General features: G+C 64.6%; 21 protein-coding genes and 1 pseudogene. 11 read left to right on the top strand and 11 right to left on the bottom strand.

The features are described 5' to 3' along the window. The first annotated feature begins 24 nt into the window (after positions 1-24). Both X268_RS02005 and X268_RS02000 read left to right on the top strand, forming a co-directional pair. Positions 25-258 (top strand): NepR family anti-sigma factor, encoded by a 234-nt coding sequence (locus X268_RS02005; RefSeq protein WP_164937475.1) that lies wholly within the window; start codon positions 25-27, stop codon positions 256-258. Next, positions 258-806, top strand: a complete 549-nt coding sequence (locus X268_RS02000) for a sigma-70 family RNA polymerase sigma factor (protein WP_018316216.1) — start codon at positions 258-260, stop codon at positions 804-806. The genes X268_RS02005 and X268_RS02000 overlap by 1 nt, the downstream gene beginning before the upstream one ends. An 83-nt stretch (positions 807-889) precedes the next feature. Here the strand turns inward: X268_RS02000 and X268_RS01995 are convergent, their stop codons facing one another. The 8 genes from X268_RS01995 to X268_RS01960 form a co-directional block, all read right to left on the bottom strand. Continuing rightward, positions 890-1,588 (bottom strand): nitroreductase, encoded by a 699-nt coding sequence (locus tag X268_RS01995; protein WP_128923377.1) that lies wholly within the window; start codon positions 1,586-1,588, stop codon positions 890-892. A gap of 132 nt (positions 1,589-1,720) precedes the next feature. Then, positions 1,721-2,965, bottom strand: a complete 1,245-nt coding sequence (locus tag X268_RS01990) for an acyl-CoA dehydrogenase (protein ID WP_128923376.1) — start codon at positions 2,963-2,965, stop codon at positions 1,721-1,723. Between the two features lie 111 nt (positions 2,966-3,076). Continuing rightward, positions 3,077-4,321, bottom strand: a complete 1,245-nt coding sequence (locus tag X268_RS01985; protein ID WP_128923375.1) for an acyl-CoA dehydrogenase — start codon at positions 4,319-4,321, stop codon at positions 3,077-3,079. A gap of 119 nt (positions 4,322-4,440) precedes the next feature. Next, on the bottom strand, positions 4,441-5,568 hold the full coding sequence (locus tag X268_RS01980; protein WP_128923374.1) for an acyl-CoA dehydrogenase family protein: 1,128 nt from the start codon (positions 5,566-5,568) through the stop codon (positions 4,441-4,443). Positions 5,569-5,659: 91 nt separating this feature from the next. Next, positions 5,660-7,531, bottom strand: a complete 1,872-nt coding sequence (locus tag X268_RS01975; RefSeq protein ID WP_128923373.1) for an AMP-binding protein — start codon at positions 7,529-7,531, stop codon at positions 5,660-5,662. Positions 7,532-7,574: 43 nt separating this feature from the next. Next, the gene (locus X268_RS01970) at positions 7,575-8,381 is read right to left on the bottom strand and encodes an enoyl-CoA hydratase/isomerase family protein (protein ID WP_128923372.1); all 807 of its coding nucleotides are present in this window, start codon (positions 8,379-8,381) and stop codon (positions 7,575-7,577) included. Between the two features lie 188 nt (positions 8,382-8,569). Continuing rightward, positions 8,570-9,328 carry an SDR family NAD(P)-dependent oxidoreductase gene (locus tag X268_RS01965; RefSeq protein ID WP_128923371.1) on the bottom strand — a complete coding sequence of 253 codons (759 nt, stop codon included), beginning with the start codon at positions 9,326-9,328 and terminating at the stop codon, positions 8,570-8,572. A gap of 67 nt (positions 9,329-9,395) precedes the next feature. Further along, on the bottom strand, positions 9,396-10,055 hold the full coding sequence (locus X268_RS01960) for a TetR family transcriptional regulator (protein ID WP_208764415.1): 660 nt from the start codon (positions 10,053-10,055) through the stop codon (positions 9,396-9,398). 153 nt (positions 10,056-10,208) lie between these two features. On the opposite strand from X268_RS01960, the gene X268_RS01955 reads away from it, so the two are divergent. Further along, positions 10,209-11,381 carry an acetyl-CoA C-acetyltransferase gene (locus X268_RS01955; RefSeq protein WP_128923370.1) on the top strand — a complete coding sequence of 391 codons (1,173 nt, stop codon included), beginning with the start codon at positions 10,209-10,211 and terminating at the stop codon, positions 11,379-11,381. Positions 11,382-11,498: 117 nt separating this feature from the next. Further along, positions 11,499-13,043 (top strand): acyl-CoA synthetase, encoded by a 1,545-nt coding sequence (locus tag X268_RS01950; RefSeq protein ID WP_128923369.1) that lies wholly within the window; start codon positions 11,499-11,501, stop codon positions 13,041-13,043. 45 nt (positions 13,044-13,088) lie between these two features. Here X268_RS01950 and X268_RS01945 read toward each other — a convergent pair whose 3' ends face one another. Then, positions 13,089-13,631, bottom strand: a complete 543-nt coding sequence (locus tag X268_RS01945; RefSeq protein ID WP_128923368.1) for a methylated-DNA--[protein]-cysteine S-methyltransferase — start codon at positions 13,629-13,631, stop codon at positions 13,089-13,091. Between the two features lie 135 nt (positions 13,632-13,766). Between X268_RS01945 and X268_RS01940 the strand changes: the two genes are divergently transcribed. Next, on the top strand, positions 13,767-14,585 hold the full coding sequence (locus tag X268_RS01940) for an alpha/beta fold hydrolase (RefSeq protein ID WP_128923367.1): 819 nt from the start codon (positions 13,767-13,769) through the stop codon (positions 14,583-14,585). A 17-nt stretch (positions 14,586-14,602) separates the two neighbouring features. Beyond that, positions 14,603-15,415, top strand: a complete 813-nt coding sequence (locus X268_RS01935) for an alpha/beta fold hydrolase (RefSeq protein WP_128923366.1) — start codon at positions 14,603-14,605, stop codon at positions 15,413-15,415. A 40-nt stretch (positions 15,416-15,455) separates the two neighbouring features. On the opposite strand, the gene X268_RS01930 is transcribed toward X268_RS01935, so the two are convergent. Continuing rightward, positions 15,456-15,911: a carboxymuconolactone decarboxylase family protein gene (locus X268_RS01930; protein WP_128923365.1), complete on the bottom strand. Its 456-nt coding sequence runs from the start codon at positions 15,909-15,911 to the stop codon at positions 15,456-15,458. Between the two features lie 99 nt (positions 15,912-16,010). On the opposite strand from X268_RS01930, the pseudogene X268_RS01925 reads away from it, so the two are divergent. The 4 genes and pseudogenes from X268_RS01925 to X268_RS01910 all read left to right on the top strand — a co-directional run bounded on the left by X268_RS01925 (position 16,011) and on the right by X268_RS01910 (position 20,132). Next, positions 16,011-16,881: pseudogene (locus X268_RS01925) on the top strand (sigma-70 family RNA polymerase sigma factor). A 185-nt stretch (positions 16,882-17,066) separates the two neighbouring features. After that, positions 17,067-17,744, top strand: a complete 678-nt coding sequence (locus X268_RS01920; protein ID WP_128923364.1) for a GntR family transcriptional regulator — start codon at positions 17,067-17,069, stop codon at positions 17,742-17,744. A 137-nt stretch (positions 17,745-17,881) separates the two neighbouring features. Then, positions 17,882-18,682, top strand: a complete 801-nt coding sequence (locus tag X268_RS01915) for a phytanoyl-CoA dioxygenase family protein (RefSeq protein ID WP_128923363.1) — start codon at positions 17,882-17,884, stop codon at positions 18,680-18,682. Positions 18,683-18,824: 142 nt separating this feature from the next. Further along, positions 18,825-20,132 carry an NAD(P)H-dependent oxidoreductase gene (locus tag X268_RS01910; protein WP_128923362.1) on the top strand — a complete coding sequence of 436 codons (1,308 nt, stop codon included), beginning with the start codon at positions 18,825-18,827 and terminating at the stop codon, positions 20,130-20,132. On the opposite strand, the gene X268_RS01905 is transcribed toward X268_RS01910, so the two are convergent. Beyond that, on the bottom strand, positions 20,129-21,214 hold the full coding sequence (locus tag X268_RS01905; RefSeq protein WP_128923361.1) for an NAD-dependent epimerase/dehydratase family protein: 1,086 nt from the start codon (positions 21,212-21,214) through the stop codon (positions 20,129-20,131). The two genes, X268_RS01910 and X268_RS01905, sit on opposite strands and share 4 nt — an antisense overlap. 287 nt (positions 21,215-21,501) lie before the next feature. Between X268_RS01905 and X268_RS01900 the strand changes: the two genes are divergently transcribed. After that, positions 21,502-22,593, top strand: a complete 1,092-nt coding sequence (locus tag X268_RS01900; RefSeq protein ID WP_128923360.1) for a TRAP transporter substrate-binding protein — start codon at positions 21,502-21,504, stop codon at positions 22,591-22,593. Positions 22,594-22,926: the final 333 nt, after the last annotated feature.

The raw sequence follows: 22,926 nt of genomic DNA, 5'->3' as shown, positions 1-22,926 counted from the left end.
ACTCGGGGAAACGTGGAACAGGTCATGAAAGATCTTAAGTCTCAAGCAACCAGAAGCACGACCCCCGGCAAGGGAGGGCTCACTCCGGAGATTCAATCCCGGATCGGGCACCAGCTGCGCGCCATGTATGACGACGTGGTGCGGCAGGGGGTTCCGGATCGGTTCGCAGAACTGATCAAGAAGCTTGATGCCCAGGGAGCGGCACCCCAAGTGGAAAATGACGGGGGATCTAACGACAACAACAATGGGAGGGATTAATGCCTCTCACGGACTCCCTGCGTAACGACATCCTGGCGGCCGTACCCAGCCTGCGCGCGTTCGCCATCTCGCTCAGCGGCAATGCGGACCGCGCCGATGACCTGGTGCAGGAGACGTTGCTCCGCGCGCTTGCCAACATCGACTCATTCCAGCCCGGCTCCAACCTGCCGGCGTGGCTGTTCACGATCCTGCGCAACCTGTTCCGCTCGGACTATCGCAAGCGGCGGCGCGAGGTCGAGGATGCCGAGGGCAACTACGCCAAGACGCTGAAGACGCAGCCGTCGCAGAATGCGCATCTTGAGTTCGAGGAATTTCGCACGGCGCTCGACAAGCTTCCGCAGGACCAGCGTGAAGCGCTGATCCTGGTCGGCGCCTCCGGCTTCTCGTACGAGGACGCGGCTTCGATCTGCGGCTGCGCCGTCGGCACGATCAAGAGCCGCGTCAATCGCGCCCGCTCGAAGCTCGCCGCGCTGCTCTATGTCGACGGTGCCGAGGACTTCGGGCCGGACGAGACCGTGCGAGCCGTGATCGGCGGCAGCGGCGGCTGACGGCCGGCGTCAAGCGAACCGAGACCAACGAAGGCGGCCGTTTCCGCGGCCTCCTTCGTGCGTCCGAAAGGCGGCGCCCCCGATCACTTCTCCACAAAGGTCACGGTATCCGCGACGCTGGCGCGCGAGGTGCGGTAGCTGTTGATCTTGTGATTGTTGTCGGCATAGCCGAACGAAATGCCGCAGACGACGCGGCGGTCGTCGGGCAGATTGAAGTGGCGGCGGATCAGGCCGGAGCGCCGCGCGAGCGCCGCCTGCGGAATCGTGCCGAGCCCGAGTGCCTGCGCCGCCAGCATGAAATTGCTGACATAGGCGCCGCAATCGATCGCACCGTAAATGCCGAGCGGCTCGTTGGTGTGGATGATCGCGACGTGCGGCGCGCCGAAGAAATTGTAGTTCTCCAGCGCCTGCCTGGCATAAGCCATCTTGTCGCCGCGGGCGATGCCGAGCGTGTTGTAGAGCTGAAACCCGCTTTCGCGGCGGCGTTCGAGATAGACGCCGACATATTCCCGCGGCGGGGGGAAATCGTAATCGTCGCCGAGACCCTTTGAGGCTTCCGCATAGATCGCCTTGCGGAAGCGTTCCTTGGCTTCGCCGCTGGCGATGATGACCTGCCAGGGCTGGCTGTTGCACCAGGACGCGGTGCGCTGCGCGGTGGTCAGCACATGCTCGATGGTGGCGCGGTCGACCTGCTTGGGCAGGAAGGCGCGGACGGAGTAGCGCTCGTTGAGGAGCTCTTCGAGCACACCGATGCGGTCGTTCTGGTTGACTTTAGCGTCCATGGATCAGCTCGCGCTCTTCTCGTAGGATGGGCAAAGGCGCATCGCGCCGTGCCCACGACGGACCCCGCAGCACCTGCATATGGTGGGCACGCTTCGCTTTGCCCACCTTACGAGGTGCAGCGAGAGGTGAGATCACCGCCCCTTGGTCGGGATCTTGTTGTACGGCACGTCCTTGTCGACGCGGATGTCGCCGGGCAGACCCAGCACGCGCTCGGCGATGATGTTGCGCAGGATCTCGTCGGTCCCGCCGGCGATGCGCATCGAGGGCGAGGACAGCAGCATCTGCTGGAACTGGCCTTGCACCGTCTCCTCGTCGTTGCCGGTGAGAACACCGGCCGCGCCCTGCAGGTCCATGGCGTAGGTCGCGATGTCCTGCAGCATCATGCCCGACACCAGCTTGCCGATCGAGTTCTCCGGGCCAGGCCGCTCGCCCTTCGACAGCGCCGAGATGGTGCGGTAGCTGGTGTATTTCAGTCCGCTCGACTTCGCCGCCCAGCTCGCCAGCTTCGAGCGCACCGCGGGATCGTCGATCGCAAGCCCGTCCTCCAGCATGAGGTTGGAGCAGAACTCGAACATCTCAGGCACGCCGGTCGCAAGCCGCGCGCCGATCGACATGCGCTCGTTCATCAGCGTGGTCAGCGACACGCTCCAGCCCTCGCCGACGGCCCCCAGCCGCTGGCTGTCGGGAATCACCACGTCGGTGAAATAGACCTCGTTGAACTCCTGCATGCCATTGGCCTGCTTGATGGGGCGAACCTCGACGCCGGGGCTCTTCATGTCCAGGAAGAACATGGTGAGGCCCTTGTGCTTGGGCACGTTCGGATCGGTGCGCGCGATCAAAAGTCCATAGTCGGAATAATGCGCACCCGAGGTCCAGATCTTCTGGCCGTTGACGACCCAATTATCGCCCTTCTTCTCCGCGCGCGTGCGAAGCCCCGCGACATCGGAGCCGGCGGACGGCTCGGAGAACAGCTGGCACCATATCTCCTCGCCCGCGGCCAGCTTCGGCAAGTAACGGCGCTTGGCGTCCTCGCTGCCGAAGGCCATTACGGTCGGGCCGCACATGCCCTCGCCGATCTGGAACGGCTGCGTCAGCTTGCCGTAGACGCCCTCCTCCTGCTGCCAGATCCCCTTTTCGATCGGCGTCGCGCCGCGGCCGCCATATTCCCTGGGCCAGTGCAGGCAGGCCCAATTGCCCTCGAACTTCTTCTTCTGCCAGGCCTTGCCGACATCGACGATGTCGTGATTGGCAAGACGAATGCGGCCGAGTGAGGATTTCGACAGCTCGGCATGCAATTCCTTCGGCGCATTGGCGTCGATCCACTTGCGCGCGGTCTCACGGAATGCGGCTTCCTGCGGGGTGTCGTCGAAATTCATGGCGCTTCCCTTTTGTTGTCATTCCGCGGCGCGCAACGCGCGAACCCGGAATCCAGAGGTTACTTACGCATCTCGAGATTCCGGGTTCGGCTCGCCGCCCCGGAATGACGGCTATTTCCTTCCCCTCGTCGGGATCTTGTTGAACGGCACGTCCTTGTCGACACGGATATCGCCGGGCAAGCCCAGCACCCGCTCGGCGATGATGTTGCGCATGATCTCGTCGGTGCCGCCTTCGACGCGGGTGCCCGGCGCGCGCAGCAGCATGGCCTGGAAGCGGCCGGCCAGCTCGCCATCCTCACCGCTGACGACACCGGCCGCGCCCTGCAGATCCAGGGCGTAGGTCGCAACGTCCTGGATCATGGAGCCTGCGACCAGCTTGCCGATCGAGTTTTCCGGCCCCGGCCGCTCGCCTTTCGACAGCGCCGAGATCGCGCGCATGCTGGTGTATTTCAGCCCGCTCGCCTTCACCGCCCAGTTCGCAAGCTTCGAGCGCACCGCGCGATCCTCGATCGCGGGGCCATCGTCGAGCATCAGGCTGGAGCAATACTCGAACAATTCTGGAAAGCCGGTCGAGACGGCGGCGCCGATCGCGCTACGCTCGTTCATCAGCGTGGTCAGCGAGACGTTCCAGCCGTCACCGACCTCACCGAGACGCTGATGATCGGGAATGCGGACATTGGTGAAATAGACCTCGTTGAAATCCGAGGCGCCGCTCGCCTGCTTGATCGGCCGCACCTCGACGCCGGGACTCTTCATGTCCAGGAAGAACATGGTGAGGCCCTTGTGCTTGGGCACGGTCGGATCGGTGCGCGTGAGCAGAATGCCGTAATCGGAATAATGCGCGCCCGAGGTCCAGATCTTCTGGCCGTTGATGACCCAGTCGTCGCCATCCTTTTCGGCGCGCGTGCGCAGGCCCGCAACGTCCGAGCCGCCGGCAGGCTCGGAGAACAGCTGGCACCAGACCTTCTCGCCGGAGGCGAGCGGCGGCAGATATGTCCGCTTATGCTCCTCGCGCGCGAACGCCATCATGGTCGGCCCGCACATGCCATGGCCGATGATGAACATGCGGGAGAGCTGGCCGAACGGCCCCTCCTCCTGCTGCCAGATCACGCGCTCGATCGGCGATGAGCCGCGACCGCCATACTCTTTCGGCCAGTGCAGGCAGGCCCAGCCGGCGTCGGCCTTCTTCTTCTGCCAGGCCTTCGCCACTTCGAGAATGTTGGCGTTCTTGAGCACGGTGCGGCCGAGCGAGGATTTGCGCAGCTCCTCCTCATATTGCCTGGGCGCGTTCGCGCTGATCCAGGCGCGGGCGATGGCGCGGAATTCGGCTTCCTGCGGGGTGTCGTCGAAGTTCATGGTCTTGCCTCTCTGTCATTCCGGGGCGCGCGCCGCGCGAACCCGGAATCTCGATGTTATTCACTCATCTCCAGATTCCGGGTTCGGCGCTACCGCGCCGTCCCGGAATGACGACAACATCAAGCCGCGTTTTTCTTCCGCATCCGGTCGATCAACTGGTCTTCCCAATAGGACAGGCTACCGAGGCCCAGCGCCATTGCGTTGGCGCGGCGGTAGTACATGTGGCAGTCGAACTCCCAGGTGAAACCCATGCCGCCGTGAACCTGGATGTTGTTCTTGGCGCAGTGCTGGAACGCCTGCGTCGCGCTGATGCGGGCGGCAGCCGCGGCTTCCGGCAACTCGGCCGCGTTGGTCGAGAGCGCCCAGGCGCCGTAATAGCTGTTGGAGCGCGCTAGCGTCGCCGAGACATACATGTCGGCGAGCATGTGCTTGCCCGCCTGGAACGAGCCGATCGGACGGCCGAAGGCGATGCGGTCGAGCGCGTAGTCACGGCCCATCTCCAGCGCGCGATCGGAGCCGCCGACCTGCTCGAACGCGCACAGCACCGCGGCGCGGTCAAGCACCTGAGTGAGGATGCTCCAGCCCTCGCCGGCAGCGCCGAGCGGCTCGGCCTTGCAATCTCGAAAGGTGATCTCGGCCTGTCCGCGGGTCGGATCGAGATTGGTGAGGCTCTTGACCTCGACACCACCGGCCTTGAGATCGACCAGGAACAGCGAGATGTCATTGTCGCGCCCGCTCGATCCCGTGCGTGCGGCGACCACCGCGAAATCGGCAATAGCACCGTCGGCGACGGGCTTCTTGACGCCGTTGAGCACGCCGTTCGCAGCCGTCAGCTTGACGTTCTTCGGCGACGGGTTGCCCTTGCCCTCGAACAGCGCCAGCGTGCCGATCGCCTCACCCTCAGCGATCGCAGGCAGCCATTTCTTCTTCTGCGTGTCGCTGCCCGCAATCAGCAGTGCTTCGGCGGCGAGGTACACGGTCGAGGAGAACGGCACCGGCGCGTTGGCGCGGCCCATCTCTTCCGCGATCACGCAGAGCTCGAGATGTCCGGCGCCGGCACCGCCGAACTCCTCGGGGATTGCGACACCGAGAAAGCCCATCTCAGCGAGACCCTTCCAGAGCTCCTTGTCGTAAGGCGCCTTGCCGTCGAGCACGATTCGCACCGCCTTGGGCGAGCATTTCTCAGTCAGGAACTTGCGTGCCTGGTCGCGGAGCTGCTTCTGGTCGTCGGAGAAATCGAAGTTCATGGCGGGCTACCTCTTATTCGTCGTCATTTATTGCCGTCATTCCGGGTTCGCGCTGCGCGCCCCGGAATGAGGAGGTGAGAGAGTTGCGTACTCATCGCAGCACGATCACGTCTTCATCCGGCGTGTCCGTATAGAGCCGCTCGACCAGCGCCGCGCGGCGCTCGAGGCCGGCGCGCTGATTGATGTAGCCTTTGTCGGTGAGCTCGTTGCCGTCGATCGAGGGCGGTTCGACCATCAGCATCGCACGCGCGATGATGCGGCTGCTGGCGCCCTCGCACTCCCGGTTGTGGGTCTCCAGCCCGCGCCTGAAACAGGCGATCACATCTGGGTGCTTCACCGCCTCAGCAAAGCTCAAATCGGGATTGCCGACGAGCTGCCGGCAGGCGTGAAGGTTTGGCCAGGCCAGCAGGCCGATGAATGGGCGGTCCTGCCCGGCGATTAGCGCGTCGTGCACCACCGGCGTCGCGGCTGCGATCGCATCGGTCCGCAGCGAGCCCACATGCACGAACGTGCCCGTGGTGAGCTTGAAGTCTTCCACCACGCGGCCGGCAAAGATGATGCCTTGCAGCGGATCGGAATCGTCGACGAAAATGCCGGCATCGCCGATGCAGTAGAATCCTTCCTCGTCGAACATCTTCTTGGTCAGCTCCGGCTGGCCGAAATAGCCGGGCGTGACATTGACGCCGCGCAGGCGCAATTCGTATTTCGAGCCGCAGGGCACCATCTTCAACTCGACGCCGGGAAATGGCAGGCCGATCAGGCCGACGCGCTCGGTATCCCAATAGGTGCCGGTCGAGGTCGGCGCGGTCTCGGTCGAACCCCAGCCGGTGTAGAACACGATGCGCTCGCCGGTGGTCTTCACGGCGAGGGCCTGCATACGGTCGTAGAGATCGTCAGGCAGCCGTGCGCCGCCATAGGCCATGATCGAGAGGTTCTTGAAGAAGGAGCGGCAGAGCGCGTCGTCCTTCTCCATGGCGGCCGCGAGCGCCGCATAGCCGGCCGGCACGTTGGCGTAATAGGTCGGCGAGATCTCGCGCAGATTGCGCAGCGTCTCCTCGAACTGGCCCGGCATCGGCCGGCCGTCGTCGATGTAGAGCGTGCCGCCATCGACCAGGATCGGGTGAAACGCCGCATTGCCGCCCATGGTGTGATTCCACGGCATCCAGTCCAGCATCGTCGCGATCGGTCCGCTGGGCTCCCTGGGACGAACCTGCATCATCATCGCCGCATTCGCGCACATCATCTCCTGCGTGTTGATGACGGCCTTGGGCATGCCAGTCGAGCCCGATGTGAACAGCAGCTTGCCGACCGTCTGCGGCGTGATCTTCGCGATCGACGCATCGACGTCCTTCGTCACCGGTGTCGCCGCGAGCTCGGCAAAGCTGACGCTCTCGATGCCCTCACATGGCCGCGCGACATGAACCACGGTGACGCCGGTGAGATCGAGCGCCCTCAGCGCCTTCTCGAAGGTCGGCCCGTCCTGCACCATCACCACGGCCGGCTCGATCAAGTCGAACAGGTACTTCAGCTTGACGTGGTCATGGCTCATCAGCGAGTAGGCGGGCGACACCGGCGCCGCGGGGACGCGCGCCTGCATCGCGGCCTGCGTCATCAGCGCATGCTCGATCGAATTGCCGGACAGGATCGCAACGGGGCGACCATCGAGTCCGAGGTTGAGCAGACCTTGCGTCAGCGCATCCACGGTGCGCTTGGCGTCGCCATAGGAGACTTTGCGCCATTCCCGGTTCGGGCCGCCGCGTTGCGCCAGCCAGATGCGCTCGGGCGCTTCCTTCGCCCATTTCGCCAGCGACGCCGGAATGTGCGTCTCGTAAGTCTGCAGTGGAATGCGCGACTTCAGCAGCACCGTGCCGTCGGCGCGGCGCTCGACATCGATGTCGCGCTTGAGCCATTGCACCTTGCGAAAGGCGGGTTTCGTCATCACAGCCGCCGCGCTTCCACCCATTTTGCGTCTCCCGGAATTACTGTCCTTTACGGATCGTTCTCGTTCAGCGCTTGATATAGACAGGCTTTCGCTTCTCAAGGAAGGCCCTGATGCCTTCCGAAAATTCCTCGGAGCGGCTGCACAGAACCTGATTGCGATCCTCCATCGCGATCGCCGCTTCCAGCGACCCCGCATCGACGCTCATGTTGAGGCATTCCTTGGACAGCCGCAGCCCCACGGGCGAAGCCGTCATCATCGCCTCGACATAGGGCTCGGCCGCCGCGTCGAGCTTGTCCTCGTCCACGACCTCCGAGACGAGGCCGACCGCGAGCGCGCGCTCGGCGCCGATGAAGCGTCCGGTGAGGATCAACTCGGACGCGACGGACACGCCGACGAGGCGCGGCAGAAAATAGCTGGTGCCGATGTCGCAACCGCCGAGGCCGAGCTTGATGAAGGCGCAGTTCATCCGCGCCGACTTGGTTGCGATACGGATGTCGGAGGCAAGCGCCAGCGCAAAGCCGCCGCCGGCGGCTGCGCCCTGCACCAGCGCCAGGATCGGCTGCGGGCAACGCCGCATCAGCATCACGATGTCGGCGATGCGGCGCTGCGAATCCAGCGACTCCGTGACGCCGGGAGGTTCCTGCTGCCCGGCCCGGCGAGCCATCGCGGCCTTGAGATCGAGGCCCGCGCAGAAATTCCTGCCGGCGCCCTTCAGGACCACGACGCGGGTGTCGCGGTTACGCTGCAGGCCCTGGAAATAGACGTTGAGCGCATCGATCAGCGCCGGATCGAGCGCGTTGAGGCTGTCAGGCCGATTGAGCGTCACCCGGTCGACGCCGTCGTCATGCTCGATCAGCAGCGGTTGGGACATGGGGCCTCGCACATCAGTCGTGAGCCGAACTGCCACCCTCCCCTGCAGGGGGAGGGGCGATCGCGCGCAGCGCGAGCGGGGTGGGGTGACGGTCTCACCTCGCCCACACTGGCCGAGTGGAGAGATCACCCCACCCCGGCGCTTCGCGCCGACCCTCCCCCTCCAGGGGAGGGTAAAAAGAGCGTCGTCTACCTTGGCGCCATGCGGATGGCGCCGTCGAGGCGGATGGTCTCGCCATTCAGCATCGGGTTCTCGACGATGTGCACCGCGAGCATACCGTATTCGTTGGCATCGCCGAGGCGTGAAGGATGCGGCACCTGGGCGCCCAGGCTCTTGCGGGCCTCTTCGTTCAGGCCCATCAGCAGCGGGGTGAAGAACAGGCCGGGCGCGATGGTGTTGACGCGGATCTTCTGGCTGGCGAGATCGCGCGCGGCCGGCAGGGTCAGGCCGACAACGCCGCCCTTCGAGGCCGAATAGGCGATCTGGCCGATCTGGCCTTCGTAGGCCGCGACCGACGCCGTGTTGATGATGACGCCGCGCTCTTCGCCGACGGGTTCGATCGTGACGAGGCGCTCGGCGAACAGCCGCAGGCAGTTGAACGTGCCGATCAGGTTGACGTTGATGATGCGCGCGAACTTTTCGAGCGGGTATACGCCATCGCGGCCGACGATGCGCTGCGAGCCGCCGATGCCGGCGCAGTTCATCAGGACGCGCGCGACACCGTGCGCGGCTTCTGCCTTGGCGATCGCCGCCTTGATCTGCTCTTCGCTGGTGACGTCGGCATGCAGCGCCACGCCCTTCACTTCGGCGGCGACCTTCTCGGCGTTTTCCTTGCTCTGATCGATCACGCCGATCTTGGCGCCCTTGGCAGCCATGGCGCGGGCGGTCGCGGCACCAAGGCCAGAACCACCGCCGGTGATGAGAACGGCTGCGTCTTTCAACTGCATTGCTTGTACCTTTCCTCTGCCTTTTCCTTGGGCGTTTCTTCTCTAGACTTGTGAACGATCGGCCGGACTATCCGGCCGCAGCGGCTTCCCCGGCTTGCGTGAGGATGCCGCCGCAGATCAGCGTTTCCATGTGCTTGATGTATTGCCGGCAGACATCGTCGTTGACCGGGCCAACGCCAGTGGCGCGGGACATCGCGTGCCGGCCGAAGAACAGATGATCGCAGGCACCGATCAGGCTGGTGTAGAACAGCACCGGATCGGTCGGGCGGAATTCACCGCGGCTGACGCCTTCAGCCAGGAGGCGGCGGTGGAAGTCCAGTAGCGGCGCAACGAAAAATTTCGAAACTTCGTCGGCAGAGCTCGCGGTGGTTTCGTGCAGCAGATAGTGGATCAGCCGGTTCATGTACGGGAACCGGTGATAGGCGCGGATGATGCCGGCGATGTGCAGCTTCAGTTTCGCCGTCGACGTGATCGGCTGCGCCAGCAGATATTCGAGATTGGACATCTCGGTCGCGGCATCCCGCGCCAGCAGCGCCAGCAAGAGGCCGTCCTTGTTGCCGAAGTGATATTTGACCAGCGCGGCGTTGGCGCCCGATTTTTGCGCGATATCGGAGAGCGAAATCTCGATCGAGGAGCGCTCGATCATCAGCTCGCTCGCGGCCACCAGCAATTTCTCCGCCGTGGAATTCTTTCCGCTGGGAAGCCTGTTCGGTACGCTGGTAGCCACGGAGATCCCTGTTTGGCCGCTGGAAGCGGGGCGCAGATAAGCGCAAGCAGCGCCTCATCACAAGAGTTAATTGATCGATTGACTAAACGATCTCCCGTCCCTTAAATCCGTCCCCGACAACCAACCCATTCAAGAATTCAGGGAGAAACCGACATGGCCGAGGCTTATATCGTCGCCGCTGCGCGTACCGCCGGCGGGCGCAAGGGGGGCCGCCTCGCCGGCTGGCATCCGGCCGATCTCGCCGCGAAGGTGCTGGACGAGCTGGTCGACCGCACCAAGGTCGATCCGGCACTGGTCGAGGATGTGATCATGGGCTGCGTGATGCAGGTCGGCGAGCAGTCCAACAACGTCGCGCGCAACGCGGTCATGGCGTCGAAACTGCCGGAGAGCGTGCCGGGCACCTCGATCGACCGCCAGTGCGGCTCCTCGCAGCAGGCGCTGCACTTCGCCGCACAAGCCGTGATGTCCGGCGCGATGGATGTCGTGATCGCCGCCGGCGTGGAGTCGATGACGCGCGTGCCGATGGGTCTGTCATCCCAGCTTCCGGCCAAGAACGGCTTTGGCAATTACAAGAGCCCGGGCATCGAGAAGAAGTATCCCAACATCGTGTTCAGCCAGTTCACCGGCGCGGAGATGATGGCCGAAAGGTACGGGCTCTCCAAGGACGAGCTCGACCAGTACTCCTACGACAGCCATCAGCGCGCGATCGCGGCAACACAGGCCGGCCACTTCAAGCAGGAGATCGTGCCGCTCGACATCACCCGTGCCGACGGCAGCAAGGACACCCACCACATCGACGAAGGCATCCGCTTCGATGTCACGCTCGACGGCATCAAGGGCGTCAAGCTGATCGCCGAGAACGGCAAGCTGACCGCGGCCAGCGCCAGCCAGATCTGCGACGGCGCCTCCGGCGTCATGGTCGTGAACGAGAAAGGCCTGAAGCAGCTCGGCGTCAAGCCGCTGGCGCGCGTCCATCACATGACCATGATGGGCGGCGATCCCGTGATCATGCTCGATGCTCCCTTGCACGCCACCAAGCGTGCGCTGGAGAAGGCCGGCATGAAGATCGACGACATCGACCTATTCGAGGTCAACGAGGCCTTCGCCTCGGTGCCGACCGCTTGGCTGAAGACTACCGGCGCCGATCCCGAGCGTCTCAACGTCAACGGTGGCGCCATCGCGCTCGGCCATCCGCTCGGCGGCTCCGGCACCAAGCTGATGACGACGCTGGTGCATGCCCTGCATCAGCGCGGTAAGCGCTATGGCCTGCAGACCATGTGCGAGGGCGGCGGCATGGCCAACGTGACGATTGTCGAACGACTGTAAGAAGAACAAAAGCGAGTAGTGCGCGGCGGGGAGCGGATGGTGAATAGGCGAAGAGCGGTTTGCCCTTCTTCCCTATTCGCCATTCGCTACCCGCCAATCGCATTTTGAGGAAGCGCCATGACCCACCCCTCCATCCAAGCAAAGACGACGCCCGACAAGATCGCCTACCGGATGGCCGGAACCGGCAAGGCGATTACCTATCGCGAGCTCGACGAGCTCTCGAACCAGGGCGCACAGCTGTTCCGCTCTCTCGGGCTCAAGGCCGGCGACCACATCGCGCTGTTGATGGAGAACCGCCTCGCCTTCATGGAGATCTGCTGGGCCGCACAGCGCAGCGGGCTCTATTACACCGCGATCAGCCGCTACCTGAAGCAGGACGAGATCGACTACATCATCGCCGATTGCGGCGCCAAGGTCGTGATCACGACGCCGAAATGCGCCGACCAGATCAAGGCCCTGATCAAGGGCACGCCAAGCGAGCCGATCTTCTACATGATGGACGACCCTCTGCCCGGCTTCCGCTCCTACGACAAGGAAGCCGCCGCGCAGCCGACGACGCCGATCGCGGACGAGGTTGCCGGCTACGACATGCTGTATTCGTCCGGCACCACCGGCCGCCCGAAGGGAATCAAGAAGGCTTTCGAAGGCAACAGGATCGACGTGCCGAACGCCTTCCTGCGTGTGCTTTGCGCCGACATGTGCGGCATGAACGCGGAGAGCACTTACCTATCACCAGCGCCGCTCTATCACGCGGCGCCCCTGCGCTTCAACATGATGGCGATCGTGCTCGGCGGCACCTCCATCATCATGGAGCACTTCGACGCCGAAGAGTTCTTGAAGCTGGTCGAGAGATACAAGGTGACGCAATCGCAGCTGGTGCCGACCATGTTCGTGCGCATGCTGAAGCTGCCGGACGAGGTCCGCACCAAATACAACGTTTCCACGCTGAGAGGCGCGATCCACGCCGCCGCGCCCTGCCCCATCGACGTCAAGGCGAAGATGATCGAATGGTGGGGGCCGATCCTGATCGAGTATTACGCCGGCTCGGAAGGCAACGGCGTCACCGTCTGCAACTCGCAACAATGGCTGGAGCACCGCGGCAGCGTCGGCCGCGCCGTGGTCGGCAAGATCAAGATTCTCGACGAGAACGACGAGGAGCAGCCGGTCGGCGAGATCGGCACCGTTTATTTCGCCGACGCGCCCGCGTTCACCTATCACAACGATCCCGAGAAAACGAAGAAGGCCTACAACGCCAAGGGCTGGTCGACGCTCGGTGATGTCGGCTATCTCGACAAGGACGGCTTCCTCTACCTCACCGACCGCAAGTCCTACATGATCATCTCCGGCGGCGTGAACATCTACCCGCAGGAGACCGAGGACGTGCTGATCACCCACCCCGATGTCGCCGACGTCGCGGTGTTCGGCGTCCCGAACGAGGAGATGGGCGAAGAGGTCAAGGCGGTGGTGCAGCCGCACGACATGAGCCGCGCCGGCAGGGCGCTGGAGGCCGATCTGATTGCCTATTGCAAGGGCCGGCTCTCCGCCATCAAGTGCCCGCGCTCGATCGATTTCGAAGCCGAGCTGCCGCGCACGCCCACCGGCAAGCTGGTGAAGCGGCATCTGCGCGATAAGTATTGGCCGAAGACGACGGTGAAGATTTAAGGCGCTCTTTCTTACCCTCCCCTCCAGGGGAGGGTTCGAGAGCCCTCAATCGAACAAACTCGGCGTGTGGTTCACCAGTGCGCCTTCGATCTCCAGCATCTTCAGCTTGGTGACCACGCCGCCGTTGGCCGAGAAACCGCCGGGCTTGTTGCCGGCGGCGAGCACGCGATGGCAGGGCACCACGATCGGGCACGGGTTGCGGCCGAGCGCCTGGCCGACGTCGCGCGACAGCTGGACGCCGCCGAGCTGTTTTGCGATATCGCCATAGGTGATGGTCTTGCCGGGCGGGATGGCGCGCGCGATCTCGTAGACGCCGCGATTGAACTCGGGCACGCCATCGAGGTCGAGCGGGATGTCGGTGAGATCATCCGGCTCGCCCGCCAGCAGTCTTGTCATGCGGTCGATCGCCTCTCGCACCTCGGCGGTCGGCTCGGCTTCGGTGGCGTCGGCATGGCGCTGGCTGATGCGGGTGCGGATCTTCTGCTCGCCGCCCATCGGCAGCTGCGTGCCGTTGATGCCGCGCGGACCCCACGCGATGGCGCAAAGGCCGATCTTGGTATCGAACAGGGCAAAATGCTGGTCGGTCATGGCTTGTTTCCCGCTTGCGTCCTCGTCGCATGCCCCCAATGTGCTCTCGGCCTAAATCTAGGCTTGGAAATAGTTGCGATCCACCCGGTTTCCGGGAATCTTGCACCGGAGTTCCGCCCGTCCCGCGAGTCCTGAATGCAAAGCCTCTACGTCAACGGTTACGACATGCCCTATCTCGACGTGGGCGAAGACAGGGGCCGGCCGCCGCTGGTCTGCGTGCACGGCTCGCTGAACGACTTCCGCGTCTGGGGCTGCGTGCTCGGGCCGCTGACGCAGCGGCATCGGGTGATCGCCGTCAGCCTGCGCCACTTCTTCCCGGAAAAATGGGATGGGGTCGGCGACAGCTATTCGATCGCCCAGCATGTCCAGGACGTCACCGCCTTCATCGAGAAGCTCGACCTCGGCCCGGTCGATTTGATGGGCCATTCCCGCGGCGGGCACATCTGCTTCCGCGCCGCTCAGCAGCGTCCCGATCTGCTGCGGCGGCTCGTGCTGGCGGAGCCCGGCGGCGAGCTCGATGCGAGCCTCGATCCTGATTGTGTCGGGGGCCCCTCGCCGTTGCTGGCGCGCTTCACCGCCTCGGCCGAGAAGATCGCGGCCGGCGATGTCGACGGCGGTCTTGCCGTCTTCGTCGACACGCTGGAGGGCGCCGGCACCTGGCCGCGGCTGCCGGCAATGGTGAAGCAGAATTTGCGCGACAACGCCTTTACGCTGATCGGCCAGGTTCGCGACACCCGCCCGCCGTTCTCGAAGGCGGACGCGGAGGCCATCAAGATGCCGACGCTGTTCATCCTGGGCGCGCGGACCAAGGGCGTGCTGCCAAAGGTGCTGCATGCGCTCGCGGCGCATGTGCCCTACTCCAAGACAGCGATCATCCCGAACGCGACGCATCCGATGTTCGAGCAGGCGCCGCAGAAATTCTCCGAAGTCGTTCTCGACTTCTTGGCAGGTTGATTCTTGGTGAGCTGATCATGCAGAGCTTCCGCGTCAACGGTTACGACATGGCCTATCTCGAGGTCGGAAGCGCCCCGCCGCTGATCTGCGTGCACGGCACGCTCGGAGACTTCCGCACCTGGTATTCGGTGCTCGGCCCGCTCTCCAAAGTCCATCGCGTGATCGCGGTCAGCCTGCGGCACTTTTTCCCAGAACATTGGGACGCCGTCGGCGACGACTACAAGATGGCGCAGCACGTCGCCGACGTGATTGCCTTCATCGAACAGGTGAAGCCCGGACCTGTCGATCTGATGGGCCATTCGCGCGGCGGCCACATCGCCTTCCGCGTGGCGCAGGCGCGGCCTGACCTGTTGCGAAAACTGGTGCTGGCCGAGCCGGGCGGCGATCTCGATGCTAGCCTGCCGGCGCCGGCAGGCACGCCCGCACATCCGCCGCTCGCGGCCCGCACCGCCCGCTCGGTCGAGATGATCCGCGCCGGCGACCTCGAGGGCGCGCTGCGGAACTTCTATGAAGGCATCGAAGGTGATGGCTCGTGGCGGCGCGTGCCTGCGGCGGCGAAGCAGCAACTCCGGGACAACGCGCTCACCTTCCTCGGCCAGATCAACGAGCAGCGCCGGCCCTATACGCTCACCGATGCGCAGGCGATCAGGACGCCGACGCTGCTGATCGGCGGCGGCGCCACCACCGGGAGCCTGTCGGTGATGTGGCGCGTGCTCGCCGAGCATATCGCGGGAGCCGAGACGGCGGTGATCGCGAAGGCCGGCCACTGGATGTTCGAGCAGGCCCCGCTCGAATTCGGCGAGGTGGTGAACAGGTTCCTGGCGGAGTAGCCACCCTCTCCCACAACAAGGGGGAGAGGGCGCAGCCGCCTCACACCTTCCAGACGCCGACCGGCATCTTGATCGTTGCGTTCAGGCGGTTCCAGACGTTGATAGTCGCGATCGACAGGATCAACGTTGCAGGCTCGCGCTCGTCGAAATGCTTGTCGGCCTCGCGCCAGATCGCGTCCGGCACCGGATCCTCGCGGTCGGCGAGCCGCGTGACGGCCTCGGTCAGCGCCAGCGCGGCGCGCTCGGCGTCGGTGAAATAAGGCGCATCGCGCCAGGCGGACACGGCGAACAGGCGCTCGTCGGTCTCGCCGAGCTTGCGGGCGATCTTCGGATGCATGTCGACACAGACGCTGCAACCGTTGATTTGACTGGCGCGCAGGTGCACCAGTTCCAGGAGCTTTTCCGGCAGGCCCTGCTTGGTCAAATTGCCGAGAGACTGAAGGACATTCATGGCTTCGGGCAGGACCATGACCGGGTGATTCATGCGGGCGTGCATTTTTTGCGTCTCCATTACTCGAATCTCGAAGGTTCCGGTCACATCGACCGGATTGGCTTCGTCATGGGCATGACGGATCGCGACCAGGGAATGTGACCGATGAGCCAAACAAATTCTGAAGAAAATTTTTTGACGCAGCAATTCGAGGCCAGCAGGGACCATCTCAGAGCGGTGGCCTACCGGATGCTGGGCGCTCGCGCCGAGGTCGACGATGCCGTGCAGGAGGCCTGGCTGCGGGTCAGCCGCTACGACATGTCCGATGTCGCGAATTTGCGCGGCTGGTTGACCACCGTGGTCGCGCGCATCTGCCTCGACATGCTGCGCACACGGAAGTCGCGCAAGGAGGAGCCCGATGGGCCCGCATGTGCCGGAGCCGGTCGACGAGACGCGGGAGCGCGAGGCGGAGATGGCTGACTCCGTCGGCGCGGCACTGCTGGTCGTGCTGGAGACGCTGCAGCCCGCGGAGCGACTCGCCTTCGTGCTGCACGACATGTTCGCGGTGCCGTTCGAGGAGATCGCGCCGATCGTCGGCCGCTCGGTCGACGCATCGCGGCAGCTCGCGAGCCGGGCGCGGCGGCGGGGGCAGGGAGTGCCGGTGCCCGAGACCGACCTGTCACGCCGGCGCGGTATCGTCGATGCCTTTCTCAAGGCATCGCGCGAGGGCAATTTCGAGGGGTTGCTGGCCGTGCTCGATCCCGACGTCGTATTCCGCGCCGACCAGGCCGCGGTGCGGCTCGGCACGCTGGCGGAGATCCGCGGCGCGGATGCGGTCGCAGAGCTCTACAAGGGCCGCGCCCAAGCCGCGCGGACGGCGCTGGTCGACGGGGAGATCGGCGTTGCCGTCATCCTCGGCGGACAGCTGCGCATCGCGCTGCGCGTGTCATTCAGAGGCGACCGCATTGCCGGGATCGAGGCGCTGGCCGATGCGGAGCACATCGCGGCGCTCGACGTGGAGGTGCTGGAGCATTGAGGCCGCGGCGCCAATATCGCGAAAACAACCCCATGCACAGTAGCCGGCCCAAGCAATATCAATGACTTATGAGACTTGACGCGAAGGCGTCAGGTCTCCCTCCGATACCGCTTGACGCGCCCACCGCACGAAGCGTAGCTTCGCATACGGAATTCCGTATTCCCATTATCTTCGGAGCTGCCGGCGTGATCCCTCTCGACCCGCTCCCGAACCTGATCGACCAGGTCTATGCGCGGATCCTGGAGGCGATCTCCGACCGCACGCTGCAGCCCGGCCAGCGCATCCGGCAGAACGAGCTCGCGGACAAGCTCGGCGTCTCGCGCCAGCCGGTGTCGCACGCGCTTCATCTCTTGCACCGGCAGGGTCTCGTCGCCGAGAGCGGCAAGCGCGGCTTCGAGGTCACCCAGCTCGATCCTTCGCGCATCCGCCAGCTCTACGAGGTGCGTGGCGCGATCGATGCGTTGGCCGCGCGGCTCGCCGCGGAGCGTGCCGCAACCGACGCCGCAGGACGCGCGCGGCTGGACGCGGCGCTCGCAGCCGGCCGCCGCATCGACCGCAACACGACGCTGGCCGAGCTCATCGTGCTCGACGTCGATTTTCACCGCGCGATTTATCAGCTCGCCGGCAATCCCGTGATCGAGGAGACCATTGCGCCGCAATGGCCGCATATGCGCCGCTCGATGGCGACGGTGCTGTCGGAGCTCGACTATCGCGGCAGCGCCTGGGCCGAGCACGCCGACATCGCCAGACACATTCTCGCAGGCAACGCGAAGGCCGCCGAACGCGCGGCGCTGGCGCATGCGCAGACAGCGGGACGGATGACCGAGGAGAGACTGAGGGCGACGGACGAGGCGGCGGCGTAGCCGCCGTCATTCCGGGGCGACGCGTAAGCGTCGAGCCCGGAATCCATCAGGCAGCAAGCGCTGAGGAGAAATGGATTCCGGGCTCGTGCTTCGCACCCCCCCGGAATGACGAGAAAACAAAACAGGAGGACGACCCGATGAAACTGTCCCAGGAGCAATTGGAGTTCTTCCACCGCGAGGGCTGGCTGTTTCTGCCCGAGCTGTTCGCCCAAGAGGAGGTCGACCTGCTGGCGCGGGAGGCGGTCGGCATCTACGACGCCAACCGGCCGGAGGTCTGGCGCGAGAAGAGCGGCGCGCCGCGCACGGCTTTTGCCGCGCATCTCTACAACGAGGCGTTCGGCATCCTGGGCGCGCATCCGCGCATGATCGAGCCGGTCGAGCAGGTGTTCGGCGAACCCGTCTACATGCATCAGTTCAAGATCAACGCGAAATCGGCCTTCACCGGCGACGTCTGGCAATGGCACCAGGATTACGGCACCTGGAAGCGCGACGACGGCATGCCCGAGCCGCGCGCGATGAACATCGCGATCTTCCTCGACGAGGTGATGCCGATCAACGGCCCGTTGATGCTGGTGCCGCGCAGCCAGAACGCCGGCGATCTCGAAGCCTCGCATGACCTCGCCACCACCTCCTATCCGTTGTGGACGCTGGACGAGGCGACGGTGACGCGCCTCGTCGAGCAGGGCGGCATCGTCGCGCCGACCGGCAAGCCCGGCGGCATGCTGATGTTCCACGGCAATCTGGTGCACGGATCAAGCGGCAACATCACCCCCTACCCGCGCAAGATCGTGTACCTGACGCTGAACGCGGTCTCGAACTACATCCGCAAGCCCACGCGGCCGGACTACATCGCCCATCGCGATTTTGCGCCGATCAAGACCGTGGACGACGATGCGCTGCTGCGGCTTGCCCGTGCCCCGCGGCAGGCGGCGGAGTAATCTGTCATTCCGGGGGCGACGCGGAGCGTCGAACCCGGAATCCATCGGCCTGCAGAGACTGCGGAAGAATGGATTCCGGGCTCGCGACTTCGTCGCGCCCCGGAATGACGAGCTTTGATTGTTGCACCTACGGACATCCCCCATGAACCTCTTCCGCCTCCTTCAGGTCCGCGCCTCCGCCGGCAAGCCCGTTCGTGTCGCATTGATCGGCGCCGGCAAATTCGGCTCGATGTTTCTGGCGCAGGTGCCGCACACGCCGGGGCTGGAGGTGCCCATCATCGTCGACATCGACCGCGAACGCGCGCGCGAGGCCTGCCGCACGGTGGGCTGGAGCGCCGAACGGATCGCGTCGACCGTCTTCACCGATGACGGCGCGCGCGCCATTGCCGGCGGTGCGATGGATGTGGTGGTGGAGGCGACCGGCAATCCCGCGGTCGGCATCCGCCACGCGCGCGCCGCGATCGCCGCGGGTAAGCATATCGTGATGGTCAACGTCGAAGCCGACGTGCTGGCAGGCCCGCTGCTCGCCGAGGAAGCGCGCAAGGCCGGCGTGGTCTATTCGCTCGCCTATGGCGACCAGCCGGCGCTGACCGCCGAGATGGTCGATTGGGCCCGCGCCACCGGCTTCCGCGTCGTCGCGGCCGGCAAGGGCACGAAATATCTGCCGGCCTACCACGACGTGACGCCTGACGGCGTCTGGCAGCATTACGGCCTGACCGCGGGCGAAGCGCAGTCGGCCGGCATGAATCCGCAGATGTTCAACTCCTTTCTCGACGGCACCAAATCGGCGATCGAGATGGCCGCGATCGCCAATGCCTGCGCCCTCGACGTGCCCGCGGACGGCCTGCTGTTTCCGCCCTGTGGTGTCGATGATCTGCCGCACATCATGCGGCCGCGTTCGCGCGGCGGCGTGCTGGAGCGGCCGGGCGTGGTCGAGGTCGTCTCCTCGCTGGAGCGGGACGGGCGGCCCGTGTTTCGCGATCTGCGCTGGGGCGTCTATGTCGTGCTGGAGGCGCCGAACGACTACGCCGCCGACTGCTTCAAGCAATACGGCCTCAAGACCGACGCCAGCGGACGCTATGCGGCGATGTACAAGCCCTATCATCTGATCGGGCTCGAGCTGAACATCTCGGTGCTGTCGGCCGCGCTGCGGGGCGAGCCGACCGGCCAGGCGAGCGGCTTCCGCGGCGACGTCGCGGCGGTCGCCAAGCGCAATCTGCGCGCGGGCGAGATGCTGGACGGCGAAGGCGGCTACACGGTGTGGGGCAAGCTGGTACCGGCCGCCGCGAGCCTGAAGGCCGGCGCGCTGCCGATCGGCCTCGCGCACCGCGTGAAGCTGAAGCATGACGTCGCGCACGGCGCGGTGGTGCGCTGGAGCGACGTCGAGTTCGACGCCGGCAATGAGACAGTGAAGACGCGCAAGGCCATGGAGGCGACGTTCGCAAGTTAAGGCAGCAACCGATCCTGCTTCGCCTGCCTGAACCACTTCCTGAACATGTCCTCGGTATCCATCATCTCGGTGAAACCGGCGCGGTTGATTTTCACGGTCGAGACGATCGAGGGCGGACCCGCCTCGGTGTGGTCATAACGCATGCTGTAGTCGGCGTATTGGAACGACAGGCCGACAAAGTCGGCAAGGCCCGGCGATAAGAGATGGTGTTTGCGTCTGAGCTCATCCCAGGGCGCAATCCAACTCGGGAATTCTTTCGCCAGCGAAAGTGGCACCGGCTTTCCCGGCTTCATCTCCAGCGCGTCGGCCACCGAGGGCCAGATGTTCTCCCAGGTGAAGACATCGCCATTGGTGACGTTGAAGACCTCGTTCTGCGCCGTCCTGGCTTCGCCTGACCAGGCGATCGCGCGGGCGAGGAGGTCGACATCGACGGCCTGCCCCACGCGCGCGGCGCCGCCGGGAAAATCCAGCGGCCGATCTTGCTCACGCAGCATCGCGGCGTAGACGCCGAGAGGCGGGATCAGATCCATCGCGCTGCCCATGGCAAGGCCGACGATCAAAACGGGGCGCAAAATGCTCCAGTGCCAGGCCTTGCCCTTCTGGAGCTCGCGCAGGAAATTTTCCTGGGCCCAATAGAAATTGGGCTGCTCATACATTTCGGAGCGGCCCTCGCGCGCCGGCACGGCCAGGGGGCGAACATGGACACCATAGGCCTTGGTCCCCTGCAACAGCGCGACATGTCTGAGCTCGGGCGCCGCCGGCTCGAGCGCGCCCATCAGATTGCGCAGCATGACATCGTTGATCTTGATCTGCTGCTCGTCGCGCCAGCCCTCGACGAGCTGCGGCGCCTCGTACAGCGCGGCGTAGACCAGATGGGTCGCGCCCGCGAACTCGGCCGCAGCGCGGCGGCAATCTGCGGCGCTGGAGAGATCGATTGAGACGTGGCGGGCACCATAGAGGTTGCGCGGCCGGCGCCGCGACAGCGCCACGACTTCGCAAGGCTCCGATGTGCCGAAGTGCCGCAAGGCGGCGTTGCCAACGAGACCGGTCGCACCGGCGACCACGACCTTCTTGCCCGCCATTGCGCGCTCCCTTTGACTGTTGCCTCATTGTCTAGCAGGACGCTGATGGTCACGACTTGTGTCTGGCAGGCTTCGCAGTCGCGAAATGGCGGGGCGCTTGATTATCGCGAGATGAACGGTCATCCTTGCTGACGGAACCGCATGCTCGGTTTCCAGCAAAAAGGAGCCCATCAGGGCCATTCGGAAACGTCTAGACCAATTCAACAAAAGAACGTCGATCCTTGACGCAGGGGCGACACCAAGATCGTTTCCCTGCGCGACGCATCGACGCAATGGAAGGGATACCCATGAAACGTCGTGATTTTCTCAAGGTGACGGGCGCCAGCCTTGCCGCAAGTACCACCGTCGCCGCGCCAGCGATCGCGCAGAGCTCGCCCGAGATCAAGTGGCGCTATGCCACGAGCTGGCCGAAGTCGCTCGATACGCTCTACGGCGGCTGCGAATTTTTCTGCAAGCAGGTTGCCGAGATCACCGACAACAAGTTCCAGATTCAGCCGTTTGCGGCGGGGGAGATTGTCCCAGGTCTGCAAGTGCTGGACGCCGTGTCAAACGGCACCGTCGAGATCGGCAACACTGCGCTCTACTACTACTGGGGCAAGAACCCCGCTTTCACCTTCGCCACCGCGCTGCCGTTCGGCTTGAACACGCGCCAGCAGATTTCCTGGCTGCTGTGGGGCGGCGGGCAGGAGCTCGTCAACGACCTCCTTAGGGAATACAATGTTTACGGTATTCCGACCGGCTCGACCGGCGCGCAGATGGGCGGCTGGGTCAGGAAGGAGATCAAGACGATCGACGATCTCAAGGGCCTGAAGATGCGGATCGGTGGCTTTGCCGGCACCATTCTCGCCAAGCTCGGTTGCGTGCCGCAGCAGCTTGCCGGCGGCGACATCTACCCGGCACTCGAGAAGGGCACGATCGATGCGGCCGAATGGGTCGGTCCCTACGACGACGAAAAGCTCGGGTTCGCGAAAGTCGCGAAGTACTACTATTATCCTGGCTGGTGGGAAGGCACGAGCCAGGGCCACAACATCATGAACATCGAGAAGTGGAATTCGCTGCCCAAACACTACCAGGCAGCGATCGGCGCGGCGTCACGCGACGCCTTCACCTGGATCACCGGCAAGTACGACGCAGTGAACGCCCCGGCACTCAAGCGTCTGATCGTGGGTGGCGCAATCCTCAAGGCCTTTCCGCAGGAGGTGCTCGAAGCCTGCTACAACGCAGCTCATGAGATTTACGCCGATCTCTCCAAGACCAACCCGCATTTCGGCAAGATGCTCTCCAGCATGAATGCTTTCAAGAACGACTCGCTGCCCTGGACGCAGGTCGCCGAGCTCAGCTTCGACGGCTTCATGGCGCGGATGCGGGCCAAGACGTGAGGCGGTAGCGCCCGCACGACCAAAGACTGAGAAGCCCCGAAGATGCCTCCGGGGCTTCTTCCGTTGAGCACAGTCTCATAGGGGCGCGGCGATGCGCTGGAGCGATGTCGAGTTCAACGCCGGCGATGGGACGGTAAAGACGCGCAGGGCCATGAGGCCGCGTTCGCAGCGCAGCATTGAAGGAGCGGCGATAGCGCAACCAAAGTGCGCTTGATTTGCCATCTCCCTTTGGTCCATCCTGCCCCTCGATCCGGGAACTTAGAATTTCGGACGCTAATAAACGTCGGCCACCGGCGAAGACAAAGCGACGACAAGATCGCGATCCCTCGTCGA

This window comes from Bradyrhizobium guangxiense (assembly GCF_004114915.1).
Lineage (GTDB): Bacteria > Pseudomonadota > Alphaproteobacteria > Rhizobiales > Xanthobacteraceae > Bradyrhizobium > Bradyrhizobium guangxiense.
This window is presented reverse-complemented; position numbering and strand designations above follow the sequence as displayed.

Bases quoted from the DNA above. Each gene is read 5' to 3' on its own strand.
- X268_RS01900 (WP_128923360.1), top strand. From the start codon at position 21,502: ATGAAACGTCGTGATTTTCTCAAGGTGACGGGCGCCAGCCTTGCCGCA.
- X268_RS01930 (WP_128923365.1), bottom strand. From the start codon at position 15,911: ATGCACGCCCGCATGAATCACCCGGTCATGGTCCTGCCCGAAGCCATG.
- X268_RS01950 (WP_128923369.1), top strand. From the start codon at position 11,499: ATGACCCACCCCTCCATCCAAGCAAAGACGACGCCCGACAAGATCGCC.
- X268_RS02005 (WP_164937475.1), top strand. From the start codon at position 25: ATGAAAGATCTTAAGTCTCAAGCAACCAGAAGCACGACCCCCGGCAAG.
- X268_RS01980 (WP_128923374.1), bottom strand. From the start codon at position 5,568: ATGAACTTCGATTTCTCCGACGACCAGAAGCAGCTCCGCGACCAGGCA.
- X268_RS01935 (WP_128923366.1), top strand. From the start codon at position 14,603: ATGCAGAGCTTCCGCGTCAACGGTTACGACATGGCCTATCTCGAGGTC.
- X268_RS01990 (WP_128923376.1), bottom strand. From the start codon at position 2,965: ATGAATTTCGACGACACCCCGCAGGAAGCCGCATTCCGTGAGACCGCG.
- X268_RS02000 (WP_018316216.1), top strand. From the start codon at position 258: ATGCCTCTCACGGACTCCCTGCGTAACGACATCCTGGCGGCCGTACCC.
- X268_RS01975 (WP_128923373.1), bottom strand. From the start codon at position 7,531: ATGGGTGGAAGCGCGGCGGCTGTGATGACGAAACCCGCCTTTCGCAAG.
- X268_RS01940 (WP_128923367.1), top strand. From the start codon at position 13,767: ATGCAAAGCCTCTACGTCAACGGTTACGACATGCCCTATCTCGACGTG.
- X268_RS01910 (WP_128923362.1), top strand. From the start codon at position 18,825: ATGAACCTCTTCCGCCTCCTTCAGGTCCGCGCCTCCGCCGGCAAGCCC.
- X268_RS01970 (WP_128923372.1), bottom strand. From the start codon at position 8,381: ATGTCCCAACCGCTGCTGATCGAGCATGACGACGGCGTCGACCGGGTG.
- X268_RS01995 (WP_128923377.1), bottom strand. From the start codon at position 1,588: ATGGACGCTAAAGTCAACCAGAACGACCGCATCGGTGTGCTCGAAGAG.
- X268_RS01985 (WP_128923375.1), bottom strand. From the start codon at position 4,321: ATGAACTTCGACGACACCCCGCAGGAAGCCGAATTCCGCGCCATCGCC.
- X268_RS01945 (WP_128923368.1), bottom strand. From the start codon at position 13,631: ATGACCGACCAGCATTTTGCCCTGTTCGATACCAAGATCGGCCTTTGC.
- X268_RS01915 (WP_128923363.1), top strand. From the start codon at position 17,882: ATGAAACTGTCCCAGGAGCAATTGGAGTTCTTCCACCGCGAGGGCTGG.
- X268_RS01965 (WP_128923371.1), bottom strand. From the start codon at position 9,328: ATGCAGTTGAAAGACGCAGCCGTTCTCATCACCGGCGGTGGTTCTGGC.
- X268_RS01905 (WP_128923361.1), bottom strand. From the start codon at position 21,214: ATGGCGGGCAAGAAGGTCGTGGTCGCCGGTGCGACCGGTCTCGTTGGC.
- X268_RS01955 (WP_128923370.1), top strand. From the start codon at position 10,209: ATGGCCGAGGCTTATATCGTCGCCGCTGCGCGTACCGCCGGCGGGCGC.